This window comes from Photobacterium nomapromontoriensis (genome assembly GCF_050336815.1).
In the GTDB taxonomy this organism is placed as follows: domain Bacteria; phylum Pseudomonadota; class Gammaproteobacteria; order Enterobacterales; family Vibrionaceae; genus Photobacterium; species Photobacterium nomapromontoriensis.
In genome coordinates this window covers 38,720-59,223 of the sequence record NZ_JAKJSL010000019.1, presented here as the reverse complement: position 1 = coordinate 59,223, position 20,504 = coordinate 38,720, and the positions used below count along the sequence as shown (strand labels likewise).

Genomic DNA, 20,504 nt, shown 5'->3' with positions numbered 1-20,504 from the left:
GGCCGGGTTTTTAAATTCATTATTGAAGATACGATTAGATTTCGAATTCTTCTAATGTGCTGCCTTCATCCAGTGCTTTTTTCAGTGCACTTGGAGTACGACCTTGGCCTGTCCATGTTTTTTCTTCACCGTTTTCATCGATGAACTTATATTTAGCAGGGCGTTGAGCACGCTTTGCTTTTGGTGATTTGTTTAGTGTTGCTAGAAGTTCTTCTGGGTCAATACCATCTGCTAATAGCATTTCACGGTATTGAGCTAGTTTTTCTGTGCGCTCTTTTTCTTTAGCCATATCTTCAGCTTCAGATTCTTCACGCTCACTAACAACAGTTTGCAGTTTTTCTAGTGCTTCTTGTAGTTGCTCTAGTGAATATTCACGAGAAAGAGCACGAAGGCTGCGAAGGTTCAATAGCGCTTTCATTGTATCAGACATTTTTTATTTCCTGTTGGCCTAAAACTATAAAATAATAATAGCAGTGACAATTCAATAATTGCAATATTAATACTTTCCCATAGTGATGCCAAATAAAAATTGATGTTCGCTTTTGTTTTTTTTCAAATAAGCGGGTTCAATTCGCATTTGTAATATTTTGTAATAGTAGACATACATAAATAACATCACATCGGAATGGGATAATTAGGGTCATTTTGCCACTTATTTCATATGAGTGAATTATAGTTCTTTACCTCCCGAGAAGTATGTTTTTTGACCATGTTTCAATGGTTTTCATTAATTGTGTTAAACATATCAATAGTAGTTGTTGTGATTGTATCGACAGAGCGTGGAATCGGCCTGCCTGATTAAGGAACGGGGACTTTCTCAATGAAGTATATAATTACATTATTTATGGATTGTTATGGTGAGGATTGGGTCAGGGAAATACCTGATTTTTTATGCTCAATTAGCATGAATGTTGTCACACTCATCAGTAGTCCTCTTACTTTGGACGGTTGTAGAGCTCATGAATATTGTCGATTTTTCTCATTCCTCTATGTCGTTGTTACCTCCTTTGGTTGCTCTGGGACTTGCGATCTTAACACGGCGTGTTTTAGTTTCTCTCGGGATTGGTATCGTGCTTGGTGCATTCCTGTTAACTGATTTTTCATTCTCAGGCACAGCCAGTTATATCGGCTCAATAGTGATAGGGCTGTTTGTCGCAGATGGTGCCATTAACAGCTGGAATATGAGCATTGTCGCCTTTCTCATTATTTTGGGTATGACGACGGCGCTGTTGACGCTCTCAGGCGGTACCCGTGCGTTTGCCATATGGGCTCAGAGTAAGATCAAGAGTAAGCGTGGTGCTAAGCTGTTAGCTGCCTCTCTGGGTGTTTTTATTTTTGTTGATGATTATTTTAATAGTCTTGCCGTGGGGGCAATTTCACGGCCAGTCACTGATCGCTTTTACGTCTCTCGGGCCAAATTGGCTTATATTCTTGACTCAACAGCAGCACCGATGTGTGTATTGATGCCTGCCTCCAGCTGGGGAGCTTATATTATTACTCTGATCGGAGGGTTACTGGTGACCCATGGTGTGACGGACTATTCACCATTTTCTGCTTTTATGCAGCTGGTCCCCATGAACTTTTATGCGGTATTTGCCTTACTGATGGTATTTGTCGTTGCCTGGTTCCCGCTTGATGTTGGATCAATGAAAAGGCATGAACAGGAAGCTCGGTATTGCCGTGGCTTTGATGAGGGAGACGCTGAGGACCGAGCGAAAGATTTGGATGATGAGTTGGAGATTGAAGTCAGTCAGCATGGTTGCGTGGCAGACTTAGTGGTACCGATAGTTGCACTGATTGTCGCAACGTTATTCTTTATGCAGTTCACCGGGTATCTGGCACTGGTCGCAGAGGGTAAAACGTTTAGTCTTCTTGGCGCCTTTGAAAAAACCAATGTTGGTATGTCGTTGGTTTACGGCAGTTTAGTTGGCTTTGTCGCTGCGCTGGTTTCGGTCATTCGCCAGCATCTTCAAATTGTGACGGTTGCATCGACGCTATGGATAGGGGCGAAGTCGATGTTCGGTGCAACCTTGATCCTACTGTTTGCGTGGAGTATAGGCAGTGTGATCAATGACATGGCGACGGGCAAATACCTGTCAACCTTGGTTCAAGGTACGATTAATCCCATGCTGTTACCAACCCTTTTATTCTTGCTGGCGGGAGTGATGGCATTCTCAACGGGAACATCATGGGGGACGTTTGGCATCATGCTGCCAATAGCCGGGGATTTGGCAGCTGCTACGGATATTATGCTGATGCTTCCGATGATGGCTGCTGTTCTTGCCGGTTCAGTCTTTGGCGATCACTGCTCACCGATCTCTGATACCACGATATTGTCTTCCACAGGTGCTCGTTGTCATCATATCGATCATGTTTCCACGCAATTGCCTTATGCGCTAGCGGTTGCTCTGGTATCAACGGTGGGGTTCTTGGTTTTAGGGTGGACGGATTCGTTGCCGATGGCTTTTATTGTCGCGATGGCTTTCTTTATTGTTGTCTGTTTAGGGTTGTCATGGTTATCTCGCCGGCCATGATAACAGCGTGGTTTAATCTGAGTTTCTTCGTGAGAAGTGAGCTTGCTCCTTTCAATTCACAAGGGTTTTCTGTAGCATCTCGGCAGTTTTTTCATGCACCAACTGTATTACTACTAGGGAAACTTAATGGCCCAGATGTATTTCTATTACTCGGCAATGAATGCGGGTAAGTCAACCACACTGCTGCAGTCGTCATTTAATTACCGTGAATGCGGTATGACACCGGTTATTTTTACCGCTGCCATTGATGATCGCTACGGTAAGGGCGTGGTAAGCTCTCGAATTGGGTTACAGGAAGATGCGGAATTATTCAGTGTAGAAGATGACTTGTATCATCGTCTGCAGATTATGCATGATGCCAAGAAGATTGACTGTGTCATGGTGGATGAATGCCAGTTTTTGACCAAAGATCAGGTCTATCAACTGACAGAAGTGGTCGATAAACTGCATATTCCGGTATTGTGTTATGGTTTACGCAGTGATTTTCGTGGTGAGTTATTTGAAGGCAGCCGTTACTTGTTAGCTTGGGCTGATAAGCTGGTCGAGCTGAAAACCATCTGTCACTGTGGGCGTAAGGCCAATATGGTGATCCGTCAGGATGAAACCGGTAAAGCGATTGCTGATGGTGATCAGGTTGAGATCGGCGGGAATGACCGTTATCTCTCCGTGTGTCGTAAACACTACAAAGAAGCGTTAGATCGCTAGAATAATGGAAGCCCGGCAGTAGCCGGGCTTTTTATTATCATCGTTTTTTACCGTTTAGCGATGTCGTTCTTGTAGCTTGGCAGTGACATCGGCTAATGACAGCCCTTGATCCTGTAGTAAGACCAGAAGATGGTAAATTAGGTCGGCAGATTCACAAACTAATTCCGCTTTATCACCCGACGTTGCCGCAAGCGCGACTTCAACCCCTTCTTCGCCCACTTTCTGCGAAATCCGTTTGGTGCCACGGGCATAGAGGCTGGCCGTATAGGAGGTGTCGGGATCGGCACCTTTACGAGCAGCCAGGATCTGCTCAAGTTGATGAAGAAACACCAGAGCAGGCTGTTCCACATGTCCGGCTTGAGCGGTATCACTGTCAAAACACGTGGTGGTATTAAGGTGGCAGGTTGGGCCCACCGGTTCAACTTTGATCAGTAGGGTGTCCTGATCGCAATCGAGTTTGATGCTTTTTAATTGCAGTACATTGCCTGAACTCTCACCTTTGGTCCATAACCGTGCTTTAGTGCGAGACCAAAAGGTAACGTGCTGGGTTTCAATCGTTTTAGCCAGTGCTTCGCTATTCATATAGCCCAGCATTAATACTTGGCCACTGGTGTTATTCTGGATAATAGCAGGAATCAAACCGTCTACTTTTTCCCAGTTAATGTCATGGGTGAGGCTCATAGTCGGATCTCCACGTTTTGTCGTTTCAGAAATTGTTTGAGTTTGCCGATATTAATGATTTGTTTATGAAATACCGAGGCGGCTAGTGCACCGTCTACATTGGCTTGATTAAATGCATCAGCAAAATGCACCATGTCACCGGCACCACCAGAAGCGATCAAGGGAACATGGCAGACGGCCCGCATCGTATTGAGCTGGGTAAGATCATAACCGTTCCGCACGCCATCCTGATTCATCATGTTAAGGACGACTTCTCCAGCCCCTCGACGCTGTACTTCCTGTATCCAGTCTCGGGTTTCCCAGCGAGTGGCTTGGGTGCGATTTTCATCCCCCGTAAATTGATACACTTGGTATTTGCCCGTATCAGCATCAAAGTAGGAGTCGATGCCAACCACGATGCACTGAACGCCGAATTTATCAGCGAGTTCGGTGATCAACTCAGGGTTGGCTAGCGCAGGGGAGTTAATTGAGACTTTATCCGCCCCATAGTGCAGGATGCGGCTGGCATCGTCGGCAGACTTGATACCTCCGGCCACGCAGAATGGGATGTCGATCACTTCCGCTACGCGGGCGACCCAGCTTTTGTTGACTACCCGACCATCACTAGACGCGGTGATATCATAGAACACTAACTCATCAGCCCCTTCTTCGGCATACCGTTTGGCTAAAGGGACAATATCACCGATGATTTCATGATTACGGAACTGGACGCCTTTAACGACTTGCCCATCGCGGACATCAAGGCAAGGAATAATGCGTTTTGCTAGCATAGTTGTGCCTCTCTGCCTCTATCATTCCAGCAGGAAAATGCCTGCTCTGCATTGAACTTCCCATCCAGTAATGCTCGGCCGACAATCACACCTGCGACACCAGAACCTTTGAGTGCGGCAATATCGTCCAGTGAACCAATGCCGCCGGATGACTGAAATTGTACCTGTGGATACTGGGCACAGAGGTCGACATAAAGATCGACATTTGAACCTGCCAGTGTACCGTCTCGTGAAATATCAGTGCATAGCACGTGTTTAAGACCGACGCGCAGAAAATCATCAAGTAGATCTTCAATCGTTACGCCTGAGTCTTCCTGCCAGCCCGAAACCGCAACCTTGCGGTTGCCATCAGCATCGATATTGACATCCAGCGCCAGCACAATGTGTTCCGGCCCATATTTTGTCATCCAGGCTTTCACTTGCTCTGGTTGTTTGACTGCGGTTGAGCCAATCACTACGCGTTCAGCCCCTGCAGACAGTAGGTCAGCGACATCTTGTTCGGTACGTACGCCGCCACCAATTTGAACCTTGGCGGGAGTGCTGGCAAGTAGCTCGCGGATCAATGTTAATTGGCGGGCTGAGGTATCTTTGGCACCCGTGAGGTCGACTAGGTGTAGCCAGTTCGCACCCGCATCATGATAGCGGGCAAACTGCTCTGTCGGGTTAACCTTATATTCGGTAACTTTGCCATAGTCACCTTGAAACAGGCGGACAACCTGGCCTTCAATTAAGTCTAATGCGGGAATAATCATAACAAGTCCTTGTGTTGTCCTACATTTCGAGAAAGTTTTGGATCAGTTTCGAGCCTACTTTGCTTGATCGTTCCGGGTGAAACTGGACCCCGAAGTAGTTACCATTTTGCACGGCTGCCGTAAATTGTTGGCCATAGTCACTACTCGCGATGGTGCGACCACCGGTTATCTCTTCGAATATGGGCATGGCGTAGCTGTGAACAAAGTAGAAATAACTGTCTGCTGGGATCCCGTTAAACAACGGGTGTCCAGGCTCAGGCGTAATGGTGTTCCAACCCATGTGAGGCAGGGGAAGCGTGCCGGTTTGCAGCTTTTGTACCGAGGCCTCACACAAGCCTAAACAATCGACGTGATCAGTACCATTTTGTCCTTGCTCTTGTGAGCGCTTTCCGAGCAGTTGCATGCCCAGACAAATACCCAGCAGGGGTTTTTCAACCCGTTTGATCAGGGCGATCAGGCTGCGTTCCTTAAGGTTTTTCATGGCTTCACTGGCCGTACCGACACCGGGGAGAAACAGCTTATCAGCATCAAGTACAACCTCTGGATCCTTGCTGACGATGACTGAATATCCGAGTCGTTCAATGGCAAATTGAACGGAAGACACATTGGCACAACCTGTATCTATAATGACCACTTTTTGGTTCGCTGATGCCATTACAGAACCCCCTTGCTACTTGGCAGTTCGTTGCCTTCAACCCGGATAGCTTGACGTAAGGTGCGGCCAAATGCTTTAAACAGGCTTTCAACGATATGGTGATCGTTATAGCCATCGGATGACAGGTGCAGCGTGCAGGCTAGAGTATCGGTTAGCGAGCGGAAAAAGTGCGGTACCATTTCGGTAGACAGGTCGCCTACGCGGTCACGGCTAAAGGTGGCATCAAATTTCAGGTAGGGACGGCCGGAGAGATCCAGAGCGCATTGCGCGAGGCACTCATCCATCGGCAGGCTGAAGCCAAAGCGGCCGATCCCACGTTTATCACCAAGGGCTTTCTTTAGCGCTTCACCTAAAGCGAGAGCGGCATCTTCGACGCTGTGATGATCGTCAATGTGCAAGTCACCGTTCACTGTCAGCGCCATACGGAACCCACCGTGAGTCGCGATTTGATCCAGCATGTGATCAAAAAAACCCAGCCCGGTTTCAATGTGATTACCGCCCGTCTCATCCAGATTAACCTTAACCCGAATATCCGTCTCTTTGGTGGTGCGGACTACTTCAGCAATCCGTGGTCGTGTGGTTAGATCCTTGACGATCTGCTGCCAGTTCATGGTGCCAGTATCGGTTGGATCCGGGTGGTACTGGATCCCACGAATAGCCATGTTTTCTGCCAGTTGTAGATCCGTTTGACGGTCACCAATGACCGCTGAGGTTTCAAAATCAACCCGACCTTGCTGAAGATAGTCTTTAACCAGACCGAGCTTAGGCTTGCGACAACAGCAGTTATCCTCACTGAAGTGCGGGCAGATCAGTACCTCATCAAAGATCACCCCTTGCGAGGTGAAGATATCCATCATCATGTTATGCGGGGCATCAAAATTTGCCTGAGGATAGCTGTCGGTACCCAGTCCGTCTTGATTGGTGACCATCACTAGTTTATAGCCTGCATCCTGTAATTGCAGTAGTGCCGGGATCACAAAGGGTTCCAGCTTGAGCTTATCGAGGCGATCGACCTGAAAATCAACAGGAGGTTCGACAATTAGAGTGCCGTCGCGGTCGATAAATAATATTTTTTCCTTGCTCACTATGCTTATCCTTAATTGTTAATACTGTTCTATTTGCTCACGGATGAAGGCGAGAGTCTTTTCACATTCGTCACGGTTACCGACACTAATTCGGATGCAGTTTTCAATTGGGGAGCGGCGGAGAATAATGCCGTGATCCCACAGTGAGGCAAACAGACGCTCTGCATTGGGGAATTTAACCAATAAGTAGTTGCCATATCCGTCATAAACCGTCACCCCATTTAGCATGCTAAGGCCTGCCTGCAAGTAGGCACGATTCGCGCCTATATCCAATACTTGGAATTTTGTTTTAGCCCGTCCTGCTGCAGAAAGGGCTTGCACGGCAATGTCAGTGACAGGGATAGGCACCGGATACGGGGCGATCACTTTCAATAGCAGCTCAATCACTTCAGGGCGGGCTATGGTAAAGCCACATCGCAGCCCAGCTAATGCAAACGCTTTAGACAGCGTTCTTAGTACAACGAGATTCGGATAGGTGCTGAGCAGATCGACAGTCGTCGCTTCTGGGCAAAAATCGATATAAGCCTCATCAACGACGACAAGGGCTTTACCCGCTGTCATATTGAGTAGGGCTTCAATGTCACAGCGGTTGATCAGGTTGCCTGTTGGATTATTCGGGCTACAAACAAACACCAGTTTGGTGTTGGCTAAGTTTGCCTCGATAGCCGCTAAATCGAGCTGCCATTCAGCCGTGAGTGGTACGACTTTTGTGCCGACATCAAAGATCTCGGCGCTAATCGCATACATACCATAAGTGGGAGGGCAGTAAAGAATACTGTCTTGATTGGGCTCGCAGAAAGTGCGGATCAGTAATTCAATGCCTTCATCTGCACCTCGAGAGGTCAGCACTTGATCTGTATGTACCCCGGCATAATCGGCATAAGCGGTGATCAGCTCTTCAGGCTGGCATGTACTGTAGCGATTAAGGCGATCACAATTAATATTATATTCATTGGCAAAAGGCGATTCATTGGCATTGAGCCAGATATCACCACAGCCGCCCAATCGACGAGCCGATTGGTAGGGCGTGAGTTCTCTGATGGTTTTGCGGGCCAGTTGTGTAATGCTCATATCATGCCTCTTTTTGGATGTGTTGCGCAGCCTGTATGGCTGTGAGTTTATCGACCCGGATAGTGACGGCTCGCTTGTGGGCATCGAGCCCTTCGGCCTCTGCGATAGCGACGACAGTTGGCGCGAGCTGTAGCAATCCGTTAGTCGTCAGTTCTTGTACCGTCATTCGTTTGCAGAAATCTGCCAATCCCAAACTGGAATAAGTGCGGGTATAGCCATATGTCGGTAATACGTGATTCGTCCCCGATGCATAATCACCGACTGATTCCGGTGACCAGTTACCGAGGAAAATTGACCCAGCATTATCGAGTTGGGAAACCAGATCCCGAGGGCTATGGGTTTGTACAATCAGGTGTTCAGGACCGTAGTGGTTCGAGATAGAAATGCATTGCGTCAGGCTTTCAGCAACAATTAGAATACTCGAACCGAGTGCTTGCCGAGCGATATCAGCACGAGGTAGCACTTTGAGTTGTTGTTGAATAGCATCAGCGGTGCGATCAGCAATACTCGGGTCGGGGGTTAACAGCACAACCTGCGAGTCTGGACCGTGTTCAGCCTGACTCAGTAAATCAGCGGCAATGAAGTCAGGATCCGCACTGCTGTCAGCAATGACTAATACTTCCGATGGGCCTGCTGGCATATCAATGGCTGCGCCGCGGAAATCGTTGCTGACCTGACGCTTGGCCTCTGTCACAAAGGCGTTACCCGGACCGAAAATTTTGTCTACTTTTGTGATAGTTTGGGTGCCATAAGCCATTGCGGCGATAGCTTGTGAACCTCCGACATTATAGATCTCTGAAATTCCACAGAGTTCAGCCACATAGAGAATTTCGTCGGCAATGGGTGGTGGCGAACAAAGCACAACTTGACGACAGCCTGCAATTTGCGCTGGTACTCCCAGCATCAGTACCGTCGATGGCAGCGGGGCGCTGCCGCCTGGGATATACAGCCCTACTGAGTTGATCGGGCGGGTGACTTGCTCACAGATCACGCCGGGCTGTGTTTCTACCCGTAGTGTGTTTTGCCGCTGGGCCTGGTGAAACTTAGCGATATTATGATAAGCGAGCTGGAGTGCTTGTTTCATGGTGTCGCTCAGGCGTGCTGATGCTGCCGCGACAGTATCCGCATTGACTTTGATTGAGTTTGGTCTGACCCCGTCAAATTTTTCCGTTAGCTCAAGCAGGGCGTCATCCCCTCGGCGGCGGACATTATCAATTACCTCCGCTACAATCGCCGTAATATTCGCCCCTTCGGAAATTGCCGGGCGTTCAAGCAGACTTTCTTGCTGGTCTTCACTCAAAGATTGCCATACAACCGTTTTCATGGCTTACTCCATCATCTTTTCAATCGGTAGCACAAGGATAGAACTGGCTCCCAGCTCTTTAAGCTGTTCCATGGTTTCCCAGAACAGGTTTTCTGCACTGACTAGATGAATAGCGACGCGGGTTTTATCTTGCGACAGTGGCATGACCGTTGGATCTTCCGCGCCGGGTAGCAGGGCTTTGATTTGCTCAAGACGATCAGTCGGGGCATGTAGCATAATATATTTTGATTCTTTGGCCTGAATAACCCCTTGGATACGAGTCATTAAGCGGTTTATTAAGGCTTGTTTATCGAAACAAAAATCACCAGTACGTTGGATCAAAACGGCTTTGGATCGCAGTATGACTTCTGCTTCTTTCAAGCCATTGGCCTCAAGGGTTGCCCCGGTAGAAACCAGATCACAAATGGCATCTGCCAGTCCAGCACGCGGGGCAACTTCGACCGAACCGTTAAGCATGCAGGTACTAAATTGGATATTGTGCTGATCCATATAGCGTTTAACCAGCTGCGGATAGGTAGTAGCGATCCGTTGTCCCTGAAGGTCCTGAGGACCGTTGTACTGAGCTTCTTTATTGATGGCGATAGACAGACGACAGCCACCGAAATCAAGCCGACGTAGCTTGGTGTAATTGGCGGGCTCACCACGAGCAATGCGTTCCAGAGCGACTTCTTCCAGTTCATTTTCACCAATCACCCCGAGATCAACAACACCATCCATGATCAATCCAGGAATATCATCGTCACGTACCAAAAGCAGATCGATGGGCATATTTTCGGCGTGTACGACCAGCCGTTCACCGACCATGTTGAATTTGACACCGCAGTTTTTAAGTAAGTCCTGGCACTCTTTGCTCAGGCGACCTTTTTTCTGAATTGCAATTCGTAATCGTTGTGTCTGCATTGTTCTAATCCCTGTACTTGATGTTGATCCTGAAAACGAAAAAACCCTTGGAAGATGGTTCTTCCAAGGGTCTTGAATGCTGAGTTATCACTGACCGCTGGAAGAGAGTTTTTGCGTCTTCCAGAGTGAGGCGTATCCTCCCGAAAGACTAATCAGGATGATGATGGTGGTGTAGGTTTACCATTTCGATACGCATAACTATCTACTCTATATAAGTTTTTATTAACGCTTTACTTGATATTTACACTAACGAAGCTGAGTATATTTTGCAATAGCAATTTGAAGGAAATCGTAAAATTCCTGCGGTATTTTTGTTGTAGTACTGTTTTTACTCAGCGTTATTGTTTTTGCTGATCAGACATAGATGTCGAGCAGCCCTTTGCGTGGCCGTTTTTTATCGGGTTGTTTGGGAGGTTCATCAGCAGGGGGGCTGGTTGCTGATTCGACCTTTTGTTTGCGTTCATTCATTGCTGACGCTTTGGTGACTTTGCTGAGATGTTTTTGAGCCGACAACGGCAGAGGGTTATTGGGATTGATCATGTCATTGCCTTTATATTCAGAATATATCTGATGACTAAATCGGCAATAAGGTGTGTTTTTTGAGTGTTATTTGTACTGATTTGATGGTTTTGCGATCAAGGTAGGGGTTTGGTGAAACCCCTGCCGATTATCGACAGGAGGGGGATTAGCCACAGCACTTCTTGTGCTTTTTGCCACTGCCACAAGGACAAGGATCATTGCGGCCAACTTTCTCATTAGTGCTTGGTGTGGATTCTGACGCTGAATTGGTGGACTCTGGGTATTCTCCATCAATGTAAAACCATTGCTGCTTGCCATTCACCTCTTCTTGTACGAAGCGCGAACGTTCGTGTAAGCAATAGTCGTTTTTCCCTTCACGATAATAAGCGTTAAATTCCACATAACCTTCGCCGGAGTCGACAATTTCACTATTGACGATGTCCAATTCAAGCCACTGTGAATGAACAGAATCGGCAATGGCATCACGATGCTGCTCGGCTTCGCAACTTGGATGATAGGTGGCAATGACATAGTCAACTAACCCGAGCACATGTGCACTGTAGCGAGAACGCATCAGTTGTTCTGGGTGGATCGCAAGACTCGGGTCACAATGGATAGGCTGGCAGCAGTCCGTAAGTGGACGCTGACTGCCACAAGGGCATGACGACGTTGATTTAGTCATGAATTGAATTACTCGGCAGTATGTTGTTCAAAAAGAGTCGCCCATTTTATTGAGTCGATATATAGCTCTGCAACGACAGATTCGGTTATCTGTAGGGTCTGGCTAAGCTGTTTGATCAGGGGCCAGTCAGCATTGTCGTAGGCAATCGCCAAACGCAATATGCAACCTAGTTGACCTCGATGGTAAATGAGCGCTTGATGAATAACATTGTCGAGGGATAGCTGATCAATCAGCGTCTCTATCGGCTGGTCAAGAATGGAGTCCAGTAACGAAAAAAGACCGGTCAAAAAAGCTTGGTTTCCCGTAACTTGCAGTGAAATTCGTTGACTGAAACACTCACAGAATCGAGCTCGTTGCAATGACAGGTAGTATAGCGATAACGGTTTATCTTCAGTGGCATGCGACGTGGCAACAAATGTGATAAAACGACGAAGCTTCTTCTCCCCTAGATACACCAAGGCCTGCTTGAAAGAGGAGATAGGTTTCGCTCGGGTAATCGTTAGGTTGTTGACATGGCGCAGTAGCTTATAAGACAGAGATACGTCAGTCGCAATGATCCTTTCGATCTGATCAAAATTAACTTCAGTTTTGCTGATCTCTTGATATAGGCGCAGCGTTGTTAATGCTGACGGCTTAAGTGTTTTGCGACTGAGAAGCTCTGGGCGACTGAAGAAAAAGCCTTGAAACAAGTTAAAGCCCACATCACACGCAGCTATATATTCGTCATAAGTCTCTACTTTTTCAGCAAGGAATACCAGCGTGCTGCCTTTTTCACGATGGCGACGGATAAAGAATCCCGCTTTGGCGATCGGAGTCTGGCGAATATCAAATTTGATAATGTGCACGTAGGGTAAGAAGCGTGTCCATTCTGGTGATGGAATAAAATCGTCTAATGCAAGTGTGTATCCTCGACCATGGAGTTCAACAATCGCATCGAATAATTCATCATTAGGCTCGCAGGTTTCGAGGATCTCAATAATGAAGCACTTCTTCGGAAATAGCAGAGGAGTGCGTTTGATCAGGCTACTATAGGGAAAATTGACGAACGCTTTCTTGCCAGCTGTAACTTCACTCGTGCTGGAACTTAAAAAATTATCTGCTAATAAGCGATGGGTTGCGTGTTCGTCGCCAACATCTGGGAAACAGTTGTTTGGGCCATCCCGAAACAACAGTTCATAGCCGATGGTTTCTTTGTTCCTGTTTAATACAGGTTGTCTTGCTAAATATGATTTCATGAATATCGGTTAAAATGACGGCGAAAAAAGTAATTATCAGCTAAGTACTGCAATTATGTGTTATTCATAATTACATTACAAACCCACAGCGATTGAAAAATCAAACAATATAAGCAATTTGGCGAAGATGTTGTCTATTAGCCTAAGACATAGCATTATTTTTCATCTTAATGGATAATTGCGCTCCTTTCGTAAAATAATGTGTAACTCATGACGGTATTCACAGTCATACAAGCGGGATTGCTTGTAGGTGGTTGTATTTTTATGACTATGCTACTAATGGCATGGCATAAAAATCGAAAGCAGGAAGCACAGACGAAGATTATCCCTATCGGTCTTATTGGTGGTTTTGCCAATTTTTGCGACACATTAGGTGTCGGTAGTTTTGCCATTATGACCGCGGGATATAAGCAATTTAAGCTGGTGGACGATCAGGTCTTGCCGGGTACCATGAACTGTCAGGCAACCATGGCTACAGTTGTACAGTCATTGATTTTTCTTACCGCAGTGGATGTAGATCCCATCACCTTGGTGTCCATGGTGTTAGCCGCTTGCTTTGGTGCGACTGTCGGAGCTCGCTTGGTCTCTGGGTGGGATCGCCAAGTAATACGTATTGTGATGAGTTGTGCGTTGCTGGTAGTGGCGGGGATGATGCTAGCTGGGCAGTTAGAAATATTACCACTAGGCGGCATGGCTTTAGGATTGAGTGGCTGGAAGCTGGCCGTTGCGATAGTGGGTAACTTCTTATTCGGTGCACTGATGACGGTGGGGATTGGTCTTTATGCCCCTTGCATGACCATGGTGTACTTGCTGGGGATGCACCCATTAGCTGCTTTCCCTATTATGATGTGCTCATGTGCCTTCTTGTGCTTCTTCTCAGCAGGAGGCTTTATTCTACGTAATCGCATTAACAGCCGTGCGGCATTAGTGGTTGCCATCACTGGCCCGATAGGTGTGTTGATTGCGGCTTATCTGGTGAAGTCACTCGACATGCATTTACTGTCATGGCTGGTCATTGGCGTAGTGTTGTATACCTCGCTTACGATGTATCGGTCATGGCGTAAAGCGCGATCAACAGTATCAACAACAGTAGTGGCTCAGCCTGTATCCGACTATTAATCGTAAGATTGGATGCTATCTGTCGGCATAATGTTGTGATGGCATAAATAAAAAGCCCACCGTGACGGTTATTCGGCCAGTCACGGTGGGCTTTTTACTTGTGTATTGTTCTAGCTAGCTCGTGTGTGTCACGCATTATTATGGCTGGAAATCCCGTGTGCCTAACTGGCAGCCTGACGGACTGCATACCAAAACCGAACCATGATCATACCAGTCACCCAAAACAATTCGTGTGGCAGGTTGTCCATCCAGAGAGAGCTGATGGGTGTCCGGTCGATGGGTGTGACCATGGATCATCTGCGTCACTTGGTACTGGTGCATGGCGGTTTGTACTTCCTTGGGGGTAACATCCATGACCGCTTGGCTTTTTACCTGATTATTTTGGCTGCTGCCTTGGCGAAGCTTTTGACCAATATGTTGGCGACAGCTGAGCGGTAGACATAAGAATAGCCATTGAATAAAACGGTTATGTACTTTTTTACGAAAACGCTGATAGCTTTCATCAAGTGTACATAGCGTATCACCGTGCAGCAGTAGGGTTGGAGTACCATACAGGTCTACCACGGTATGTTCTGGCAGCAGGATAACCCCTGTTTCTGCACTAAAGCGTGAGCCAATAAGAAAATCACGGTTACCATGAATGAAATAGCACGGAATACCACGGGCAGTCAGTTGGCGAAATGCCTGTTTGATTTGCTGATGGAAGATCGAGTTATCATCGTCACCAATCCACATTTCAAATAAATCCCCTAATACATAAAGGGCATCTATGCCGAGTGTTTCTTGCTCCATAAAGCGGAGAAAACACGCGGTGATATCGGGACGATCTGCACTTAAATGCAAGTCTGAAATAAAAAGTGTTTTCATAGAAAGGAAGGGTGACACAGTGGTCACCCTTTGGGAAGAATTACTCTTCGATTGTCACGCTATTGATAAGTACTTCTTCAACAGGTACATCCTGATGCACGTAGCCCCAGTTGCCTGTAGAAACGGCTTTGATCTTATTAACCACATCCATGCCTTCAACCACTTCAGCAAATACACAGTAGCCCCAGCCATCAGGTGTTTCTGATTTGAAGTCTAGGAATTTATTGTCATTCACGTTGATGAAGAACTGTGAGCTTGCAGAGTGCGGCTCCATGGTACGCGCCATTGCTAGCGTACCTACTGTGTTGCTTAGGCCGTTGTTTGCTTCATTTTTAATTGTTGCACGCGATTCCTTTTCTTCCATGCCAGAAGCCATACCACCACCCTGAATCATGAAACCGTCGATAACACGGTGGAATATTGTTCCGTTGTAGAAACCGTCACGGCAGTACTGCAGGAAGTTTTCACAGGTTACCGGTGCTTTTTCTGTATTTAGTTGGATTTTGATGTCACCAAAAGTCGTGTGAAGCGTTACCATGAGCTTATCCTTTAATGGAGATTATTGCTGTAAACGTTGGATTCTATCTTACTGGTTTTAACCGTCAATACTAACTGTAACTTGGGTATATTGACATTATAAACAGGTGAAATAATAGTCTTTTCTTGTCAGCCATGACAGTGCAATGTCAGCCATAGGTATAACTATAGAAGATGGCGGTTCAGTTGGTATAGATGTTGATGCATCCACTACCACGGAATATTTGGGTCAGATGACGGCATAGACTCAATTTTCCTTGCCATATACAGCCATTAAAGGTGTAATTACTAACTTATACAGTAACCCCACCAAATGAGTATTTAAGAGACATGTTGAAGATCTATAACTCACTAACAAGACAGAAAGAGGAATTCAAACCCATCCAGCCTGGTAAAGTAGGCATGTATGTCTGTGGGGTTACCATCTACGATTTGTGTCACATTGGTCATGGTCGTACGTTCGTTTCATTTGATGTTGTGTCACGCTACCTACGCTACGCGGGCTATGATCTAACATTCGTGCGTAATATTACCGATATCGATGACAAAATCATCAAGCGTGCGGCTGAAAACGGCGAAAGTTGTGATTCACTGACGGCTCGTCTGATCGGTGAAATGCATGCAGATTTTGATGCGCTGGGCATGAAGCGTCCGGATATTGAACCGCGTGCGACAGACTTCATCGCTGAAATCATTGCGATGTGTGAGCGCCTGATTGAGCGAGGCTTCGCTTACGTTGCTAGTAATGGCGATGTCATGTTTGAAGTGAGCAAGTTTGACGAATATGGCAAGCTGTCTAAGCAAGATTTGGATCAGCTACAAGCGGGTGCTCGTGTCGATATTGACATGGCCAAGCGTAGCCCATTAGATTTCGTATTGTGGAAGATGTCTAAACCAGGTGAGCCAATATGGGAATCACCATGGGGGCCCGGTCGTCCTGGCTGGCACATTGAATGTTCTGCGATGAACTCCGCTATTTTGGGCGATCATTTTGATATCCACGGCGGCGGTTCTGATCTGCAGTTTCCGCACCACGAAAATGAAATCGCTCAGTCATGCTGCGCAACGGGTTCTCAGTATGTGAACACCTGGATGCACAGCGGCATGGTGATGGTTGACCGTGAGAAAATGTCAAAATCACTGGGTAACTTCTTCACTATCCGTGATGTATTAGCACATTATGATCCAGAAACCGTGCGTTACTTCCTGATGTCAGGTCATTACCGTAGCCAGTTAAACTACAGCGAAGATAACCTAAAGCAGGCGCGTTCAGCCCTTGAGCGTATGTATACCGCACTGCGTGGACTTGATGAGACAGTCACCGCGGCGGGTGGTGATGAGTTTGTCGCTCGTTTCACAGAAGCGATGGATGACGATTTCAATACTCCTGAAGCGTATTCTGTCTTGTTTGATATGGTGCGTGAGATTAACCGCCTTAAGAGCGAAGATATTACAGCGGCTTCTGCACTGGGTGCACGTATGCGTGAGTTGGCAGATGTGCTTGGCTTACTATCTCAAGATCCAGAAGTCTTTTTGCAGAGCAGTGCCGATGCTGAAGATGTAGAAGCCATTGAAGCCTTGATCAAGCAGCGTTTTGATGCCCGTGCCGCGAAAGACTGGGCTGCTGCTGATGAAGCGCGTGATAAGCTTACCGAGATGGGTATCGTTCTTGAAGACGGTGCGCAAGGTACAACGTGGCGTCGTAAGTAATACAGTAACATTATGTTCGTTTGAAAAAGCCGGCGTTTTTTACTCCGGCTTTTTTTGTACTTATCATTTGAAAAATCGCAACAAGATCACCATTCGAGCATTTAATTTTCCATATCGCGCATTTTGATCACAGTTATTAATAATCACAATACTGAAATAATTCGAAAGGATTATGATGCATAGTGTACCTCGCCGGGCTGATGTAGAGGCCCTAACCAGTTGATTAGGATGATGATAATGAACAAGATATGTCTCACTGCATTGATCTCTAGTACTCTGTTAACTTCCCCCGTTTTCGCTCAAACTTCTACTGATAAAATTGTTGTTGCCCACCGCGGCGCATCGGGATATTTGCCGGAACATACATTGCCAGCCAAAGCGATGGCTTATGCTATGAAACCTGATTATATAGAGCAAGATGTGGTCATGACCAAAGATGACAAGCTGGTGGTTTTACATGATCACTTCCTTGATCGAGTGACGAATGTCGCGACGGTATTCCCCGATCGTGTCAGAGAGGATGGCCGTTATTATGCTATCGACTTTACTTTGGCGGAGATTAAGCAGCTTAGCGTGACTGAAGGTTTTAACATTGAAGACGGTAAGCAGGTACAAGGATTTCCGGAGCGATTCCCTATTTGGAAATCAGACTTTAAAGTGCCGACTCTCGAAGAAGAAATCGAGATGATCCAAGGATTAAATAAGAGTTTGGGTTATAACATCGGCATTTATCCAGAAATTAAAGCCCCTTGGTTTCATCGCCATGAAGGAAAAGACATTAGTGTCGCAGTGCTGAACGTGCTGAAGCAGTACGGTTATACTGAAAAAGACAGTAATATTTATCTTCAGACGTTTGATTTCAATGAATTAAAGCGAATTCATGATGAGCTGATGCCCGCGATGGATATGGACGTTAAATTGGTGCAGTTGATGGCTTATACCGATTGGAATGAGACCATGGTATATGGCTCAGATGGTAAAGCTGTACCATATAATTACGATTGGATGTTCCAAGATGGCGGAATGGCTACTGTCGCCAAGTATGCTGATGGTATAGGTCCGTGGAATCCAATGGTCGTTTCTGAACAGTCAACGAAAGGAAATGTGAAGGTGACTGGGCTCGTTGAGGCGGCTCATAAGCAAGGTATGCAGGTTCATCCTTATACGTTTCGTGCTGATACGGGACGAATCCCTGAATATGCGAGTGACTTTAATGATCTGTTAGATATTTTTTACCATACTGCCGATGTCGATGGTGTCTTTACTGATTTTCCCGATAAAGCAGTGAATTTTTTATCAGGGCGTAAAACGCAATAATAAAGACAACACGAAGAAAGCATAAGATAGCGGCATCAAGATATTTATATATCGGTGCCGCTTTTTTCGATGGTGAACTATAAGTGTTCTGGTAGCTCAGTACCACATTTTCGGCAGAAGCGAGCATCACTTTCATGACCGCTGGTTGAGCAGTTAGTACAGCGGATCAGTTCGCGTTGGGTTTTCATTTCCTGGCTTAACTCAGCAGTAATGATTCCTGTTGGTACCGCCAAAATTGAATAACCGAGTAGCATGGTGAATGAGGCCAGTGCCTTGCCTAAGTCAGTTTGTGGTACAACATCACCATATCCAACGGTTGTGATCGTGACAATAGCCCAATAGATGCTGGCAGGAATACTGCTAAAACCATTATAAGGGCCTTCTATAATGAAGAGTAATGACCCAAGTACTGTGACGATAATGGCGACAGAGCTGAAAAATACCAAGATTTTACGCTGTGCCATGAGCAGTGATCTCAGCAGGATATTTGAGTCTTTTAGAAAGCGCGCTAATTTTAGGATTCGAAAGATACGCATAACCCTGATTAATCGGAAGATTAACAGGTAGTTAGATCCTGGGAACAGGAAAGCGAGATAGCTGGGTAAAACCGCAATCAGATCAATAACGCCGTAGAAGCTGCGTGCATAAGCCCAAGGTTTCGGTGAGCAGTAGAGCCGCAAAAGGTATTCAATCGTAAAAAGAAGGGTAAAAACCCATTCCAGAACAAATAAGCTGTCACTAAAGCGTGTTTCTATCGCCTGCATCGACGATAAAATCAAAATTAGTTCAGAACTTAAAATGGCAATGATCAGTACAATGTCAAAATATTGTCCTGCTTTGGTCTGGGTACCAAAGATAATTTGGTAGATCTTTTGTCTACGGTTAAGTGTAACCACCGGAAAATAACCTTGCTAACATAGTGACGGGTAACAATAGGATATAAGGGATTGATGATGGGGACAATGCAAGGTGAGGTGCGAGGTGCAAAGGGTCGAGAATGAAGAGAAGTAAGATAAGGAAGGTATTATGCGTAACACCTTCCCTAATATGTTAGTGAGGCGTACTGTTAGGCTAGGCCAGGGAATAAAGCTCGCAGGCCATTAGCAATAAATTCAATTCCGAGCGCCGCTAGAATCAAACCCATAATACGAGTGATTACGTTAATACCGGTTTGGCCTAAAACGCGAACAATGAGAGGTGCTGCACGAAATAACATCCAGCAACTAAAGGCAAATAGTGCAATAGTAAGGGCGATACCTACCGTACTGATAACATCCGGGTGGCGAGATCCATAAACAATGGTTGAGCTGATCGCGCCAGGTCCTGCCATTAATGGCATAGCCAGTGGCACAATGCCAATTTGCTCACGGCTAATGGATTCTGATTTTTCTTGTTTATTCTGTTTATCTTCACCCAGTTTACCGCTCATCATTGAGAAAGCGATAGTCAGTAATAGTAAGCCACCCGCTACCCTGAATGAATCCAGTGAAATGCTGAACATATCAAGCAGCATTTGTCCTGCAAGTAGAGATACCGTCAAGATAACAGCAACTCCAAGGTTGGCTGTAAGAGCCGTTTTATTCCGCTCTTCGGGGCTCATATGGCTCGTTAGTGACACAAAGATTGGCATAATACCAATGGGGTTGACGGCTGCGATTAGACCGACAAAGAACTGTAAAAAAATGGCAAGTTCAAGTGTTTGCATGGTGATATTCTGGCTTGGATAATTACAAGGAAGACACTTCCCAACTCAACAGATGATCAGTGTTTAATGGTTGATCGGCGATACTTTAAGCTAAATGAGGAATTCATACCAATAAAAAGTAGGCATAATTTATTTAATAATAAGCTGTTTATATTATGATTCTATGTGACACGTTAATTTTTCTGTTGTCGGGTTATTAACCAGATAGGAGTAGCGTGCTACAGAGGTGTAACGGATAAGATTGATTGACGGAAAAAATTGCGTGATCTTGATCACATCTACAGTTTATTGTGATCGATTATGTAGGTTTATTACGTAAAGTATCGTTATTCATTT

The 20,504-nt window shown here is 46.0% G+C and carries 21 protein-coding genes and 1 other annotated feature; of the genes, 5 read left to right on the top strand and 16 right to left on the bottom strand.

Translation table 11 applies throughout. The annotated features are described in order from the left end of the window. Positions 1–34 precede the first annotated feature (34 nt). Positions 35–430, bottom strand: coding sequence for an H-NS family histone-like protein (locus L4D12_RS05425; protein WP_428446806.1), 396 nt, complete (start codon positions 428–430; stop codon positions 35–37). A gap of 529 nt (positions 431–959) precedes the next feature. Between L4D12_RS05425 and L4D12_RS05420 the strand changes: the two genes are divergently transcribed. Both L4D12_RS05420 and L4D12_RS05415 read left to right on the top strand, forming a co-directional pair. Further along, positions 960–2,534, top strand: a complete 1,575-nt coding sequence (locus L4D12_RS05420) for a Na+/H+ antiporter NhaC family protein (protein WP_428446805.1) — start codon at positions 960–962, stop codon at positions 2,532–2,534. Positions 2,535–2,660: 126 nt separating this feature from the next. Further along, positions 2,661–3,239: a thymidine kinase gene (locus L4D12_RS05415; protein ID WP_428446804.1), complete on the top strand. Its 579-nt coding sequence runs from the start codon at positions 2,661–2,663 to the stop codon at positions 3,237–3,239. Positions 3,240–3,293: 54 nt separating this feature from the next. Here the strand turns inward: L4D12_RS05415 and hisIE are convergent, their stop codons facing one another. The 11 genes from hisIE to L4D12_RS05360 all read right to left on the bottom strand — a co-directional run bounded on the left by hisIE (position 3,294) and on the right by L4D12_RS05360 (position 12,913). Then, entirely contained in the window at positions 3,294–3,920 is a 627-nt protein-coding gene (gene hisIE / locus L4D12_RS05410) for a bifunctional phosphoribosyl-AMP cyclohydrolase/phosphoribosyl-ATP diphosphatase HisIE (RefSeq protein ID WP_428446803.1), read from the bottom strand. Beyond that, the gene (gene hisF, locus L4D12_RS05405; RefSeq protein WP_428446802.1) at positions 3,917–4,690 is read right to left on the bottom strand and encodes an imidazole glycerol phosphate synthase subunit HisF; all 774 of its coding nucleotides are present in this window, start codon (positions 4,688–4,690) and stop codon (positions 3,917–3,919) included. Before hisF ends, hisIE begins: the two co-directional genes overlap by 4 nt. Beyond that, complete coding sequence (gene hisA / locus L4D12_RS05400) at positions 4,684–5,442, bottom strand: 1-(5-phosphoribosyl)-5-[(5-phosphoribosylamino)methylideneamino]imidazole-4-carboxamide isomerase (RefSeq protein ID WP_428446801.1); 759 nt, start codon at positions 5,440–5,442, stop codon at positions 4,684–4,686. Before hisA ends, hisF begins: the two co-directional genes overlap by 7 nt. A gap of 19 nt (positions 5,443–5,461) precedes the next feature. Further along, positions 5,462–6,097 carry an imidazole glycerol phosphate synthase subunit HisH gene (gene hisH / locus L4D12_RS05395; RefSeq protein ID WP_428446800.1) on the bottom strand — a complete coding sequence of 212 codons (636 nt, stop codon included), beginning with the start codon at positions 6,095–6,097 and terminating at the stop codon, positions 5,462–5,464. After that, complete coding sequence (gene hisB, locus L4D12_RS05390) at positions 6,097–7,182, bottom strand: bifunctional histidinol-phosphatase/imidazoleglycerol-phosphate dehydratase HisB (protein WP_428446799.1); 1,086 nt, start codon at positions 7,180–7,182, stop codon at positions 6,097–6,099. Before hisB ends, hisH begins: the two co-directional genes overlap by 1 nt. 18 nt (positions 7,183–7,200) lie before the next feature. Beyond that, positions 7,201–8,247 (bottom strand): histidinol-phosphate transaminase, encoded by a 1,047-nt coding sequence (hisC, locus tag L4D12_RS05385; protein ID WP_428446935.1) that lies wholly within the window; start codon positions 8,245–8,247, stop codon positions 7,201–7,203. A 7-nt stretch (positions 8,248–8,254) separates the two neighbouring features. Beyond that, positions 8,255–9,577 carry a histidinol dehydrogenase gene (gene hisD, locus L4D12_RS05380; protein ID WP_428446798.1) on the bottom strand — a complete coding sequence of 441 codons (1,323 nt, stop codon included), beginning with the start codon at positions 9,575–9,577 and terminating at the stop codon, positions 8,255–8,257. 3 nt (positions 9,578–9,580) lie between these two features. Further along, positions 9,581–10,477, bottom strand: a complete 897-nt coding sequence (gene hisG, locus L4D12_RS05375; RefSeq protein ID WP_428446797.1) for an ATP phosphoribosyltransferase — start codon at positions 10,475–10,477, stop codon at positions 9,581–9,583. Positions 10,478–10,512: 35 nt separating this feature from the next. Beyond that, positions 10,513–10,650: a sequence feature (His leader region), on the bottom strand. A gap of 181 nt (positions 10,651–10,831) precedes the next feature. Beyond that, a complete protein-coding gene (locus L4D12_RS05370) occupies positions 10,832–11,017 on the bottom strand; it encodes a hypothetical protein (RefSeq protein WP_428446796.1) in 186 nt (61 codons plus the stop codon). A 145-nt stretch (positions 11,018–11,162) separates the two neighbouring features. After that, positions 11,163–11,678: a YchJ family metal-binding protein gene (locus L4D12_RS05365; protein WP_428446795.1), complete on the bottom strand. Its 516-nt coding sequence runs from the start codon at positions 11,676–11,678 to the stop codon at positions 11,163–11,165. Positions 11,679–11,686: 8 nt separating this feature from the next. Then, positions 11,687–12,913: an EAL and HDOD domain-containing protein gene (locus tag L4D12_RS05360; protein ID WP_428446794.1), complete on the bottom strand. Its 1,227-nt coding sequence runs from the start codon at positions 12,911–12,913 to the stop codon at positions 11,687–11,689. 210 nt (positions 12,914–13,123) lie between these two features. On the opposite strand from L4D12_RS05360, the gene L4D12_RS05355 reads away from it, so the two are divergent. Beyond that, positions 13,124–14,032: a sulfite exporter TauE/SafE family protein gene (locus L4D12_RS05355; protein WP_428446793.1), complete on the top strand. Its 909-nt coding sequence runs from the start codon at positions 13,124–13,126 to the stop codon at positions 14,030–14,032. Between the two features lie 138 nt (positions 14,033–14,170). Here L4D12_RS05355 and lpxH read toward each other — a convergent pair whose 3' ends face one another. Together lpxH and L4D12_RS05345 are read right to left on the bottom strand one after the other, a co-directional pair. Continuing rightward, positions 14,171–14,899: a UDP-2,3-diacylglucosamine diphosphatase gene (gene lpxH, locus L4D12_RS05350; protein ID WP_428446934.1), complete on the bottom strand. Its 729-nt coding sequence runs from the start codon at positions 14,897–14,899 to the stop codon at positions 14,171–14,173. Positions 14,900–14,939: 40 nt separating this feature from the next. Then, positions 14,940–15,437 carry a peptidylprolyl isomerase gene (locus L4D12_RS05345; RefSeq protein ID WP_428446792.1) on the bottom strand — a complete coding sequence of 166 codons (498 nt, stop codon included), beginning with the start codon at positions 15,435–15,437 and terminating at the stop codon, positions 14,940–14,942. Positions 15,438–15,766: 329 nt separating this feature from the next. Between L4D12_RS05345 and cysS the strand changes: the two genes are divergently transcribed. Both cysS and glpQ read left to right on the top strand, forming a co-directional pair. Continuing rightward, on the top strand, positions 15,767–17,146 hold the full coding sequence (gene cysS, locus L4D12_RS05340) for a cysteine--tRNA ligase (protein WP_428446791.1): 1,380 nt from the start codon (positions 15,767–15,769) through the stop codon (positions 17,144–17,146). A 237-nt stretch (positions 17,147–17,383) separates the two neighbouring features. Beyond that, on the top strand, positions 17,384–18,463 hold the full coding sequence (gene glpQ / locus L4D12_RS05335) for a glycerophosphodiester phosphodiesterase (protein WP_428446790.1): 1,080 nt from the start codon (positions 17,384–17,386) through the stop codon (positions 18,461–18,463). Between the two features lie 77 nt (positions 18,464–18,540). Here glpQ and L4D12_RS05330 read toward each other — a convergent pair whose 3' ends face one another. Both L4D12_RS05330 and L4D12_RS05325 read right to left on the bottom strand, forming a co-directional pair. Then, entirely contained in the window at positions 18,541–19,359 is an 819-nt protein-coding gene (locus L4D12_RS05330) for an ion transporter (protein ID WP_428446789.1), read from the bottom strand. Positions 19,360–19,529: 170 nt separating this feature from the next. Further along, positions 19,530–20,168 carry a YchE family NAAT transporter gene (locus tag L4D12_RS05325; RefSeq protein WP_428446788.1) on the bottom strand — a complete coding sequence of 213 codons (639 nt, stop codon included), beginning with the start codon at positions 20,166–20,168 and terminating at the stop codon, positions 19,530–19,532. Positions 20,169–20,504: the final 336 nt, after the last annotated feature.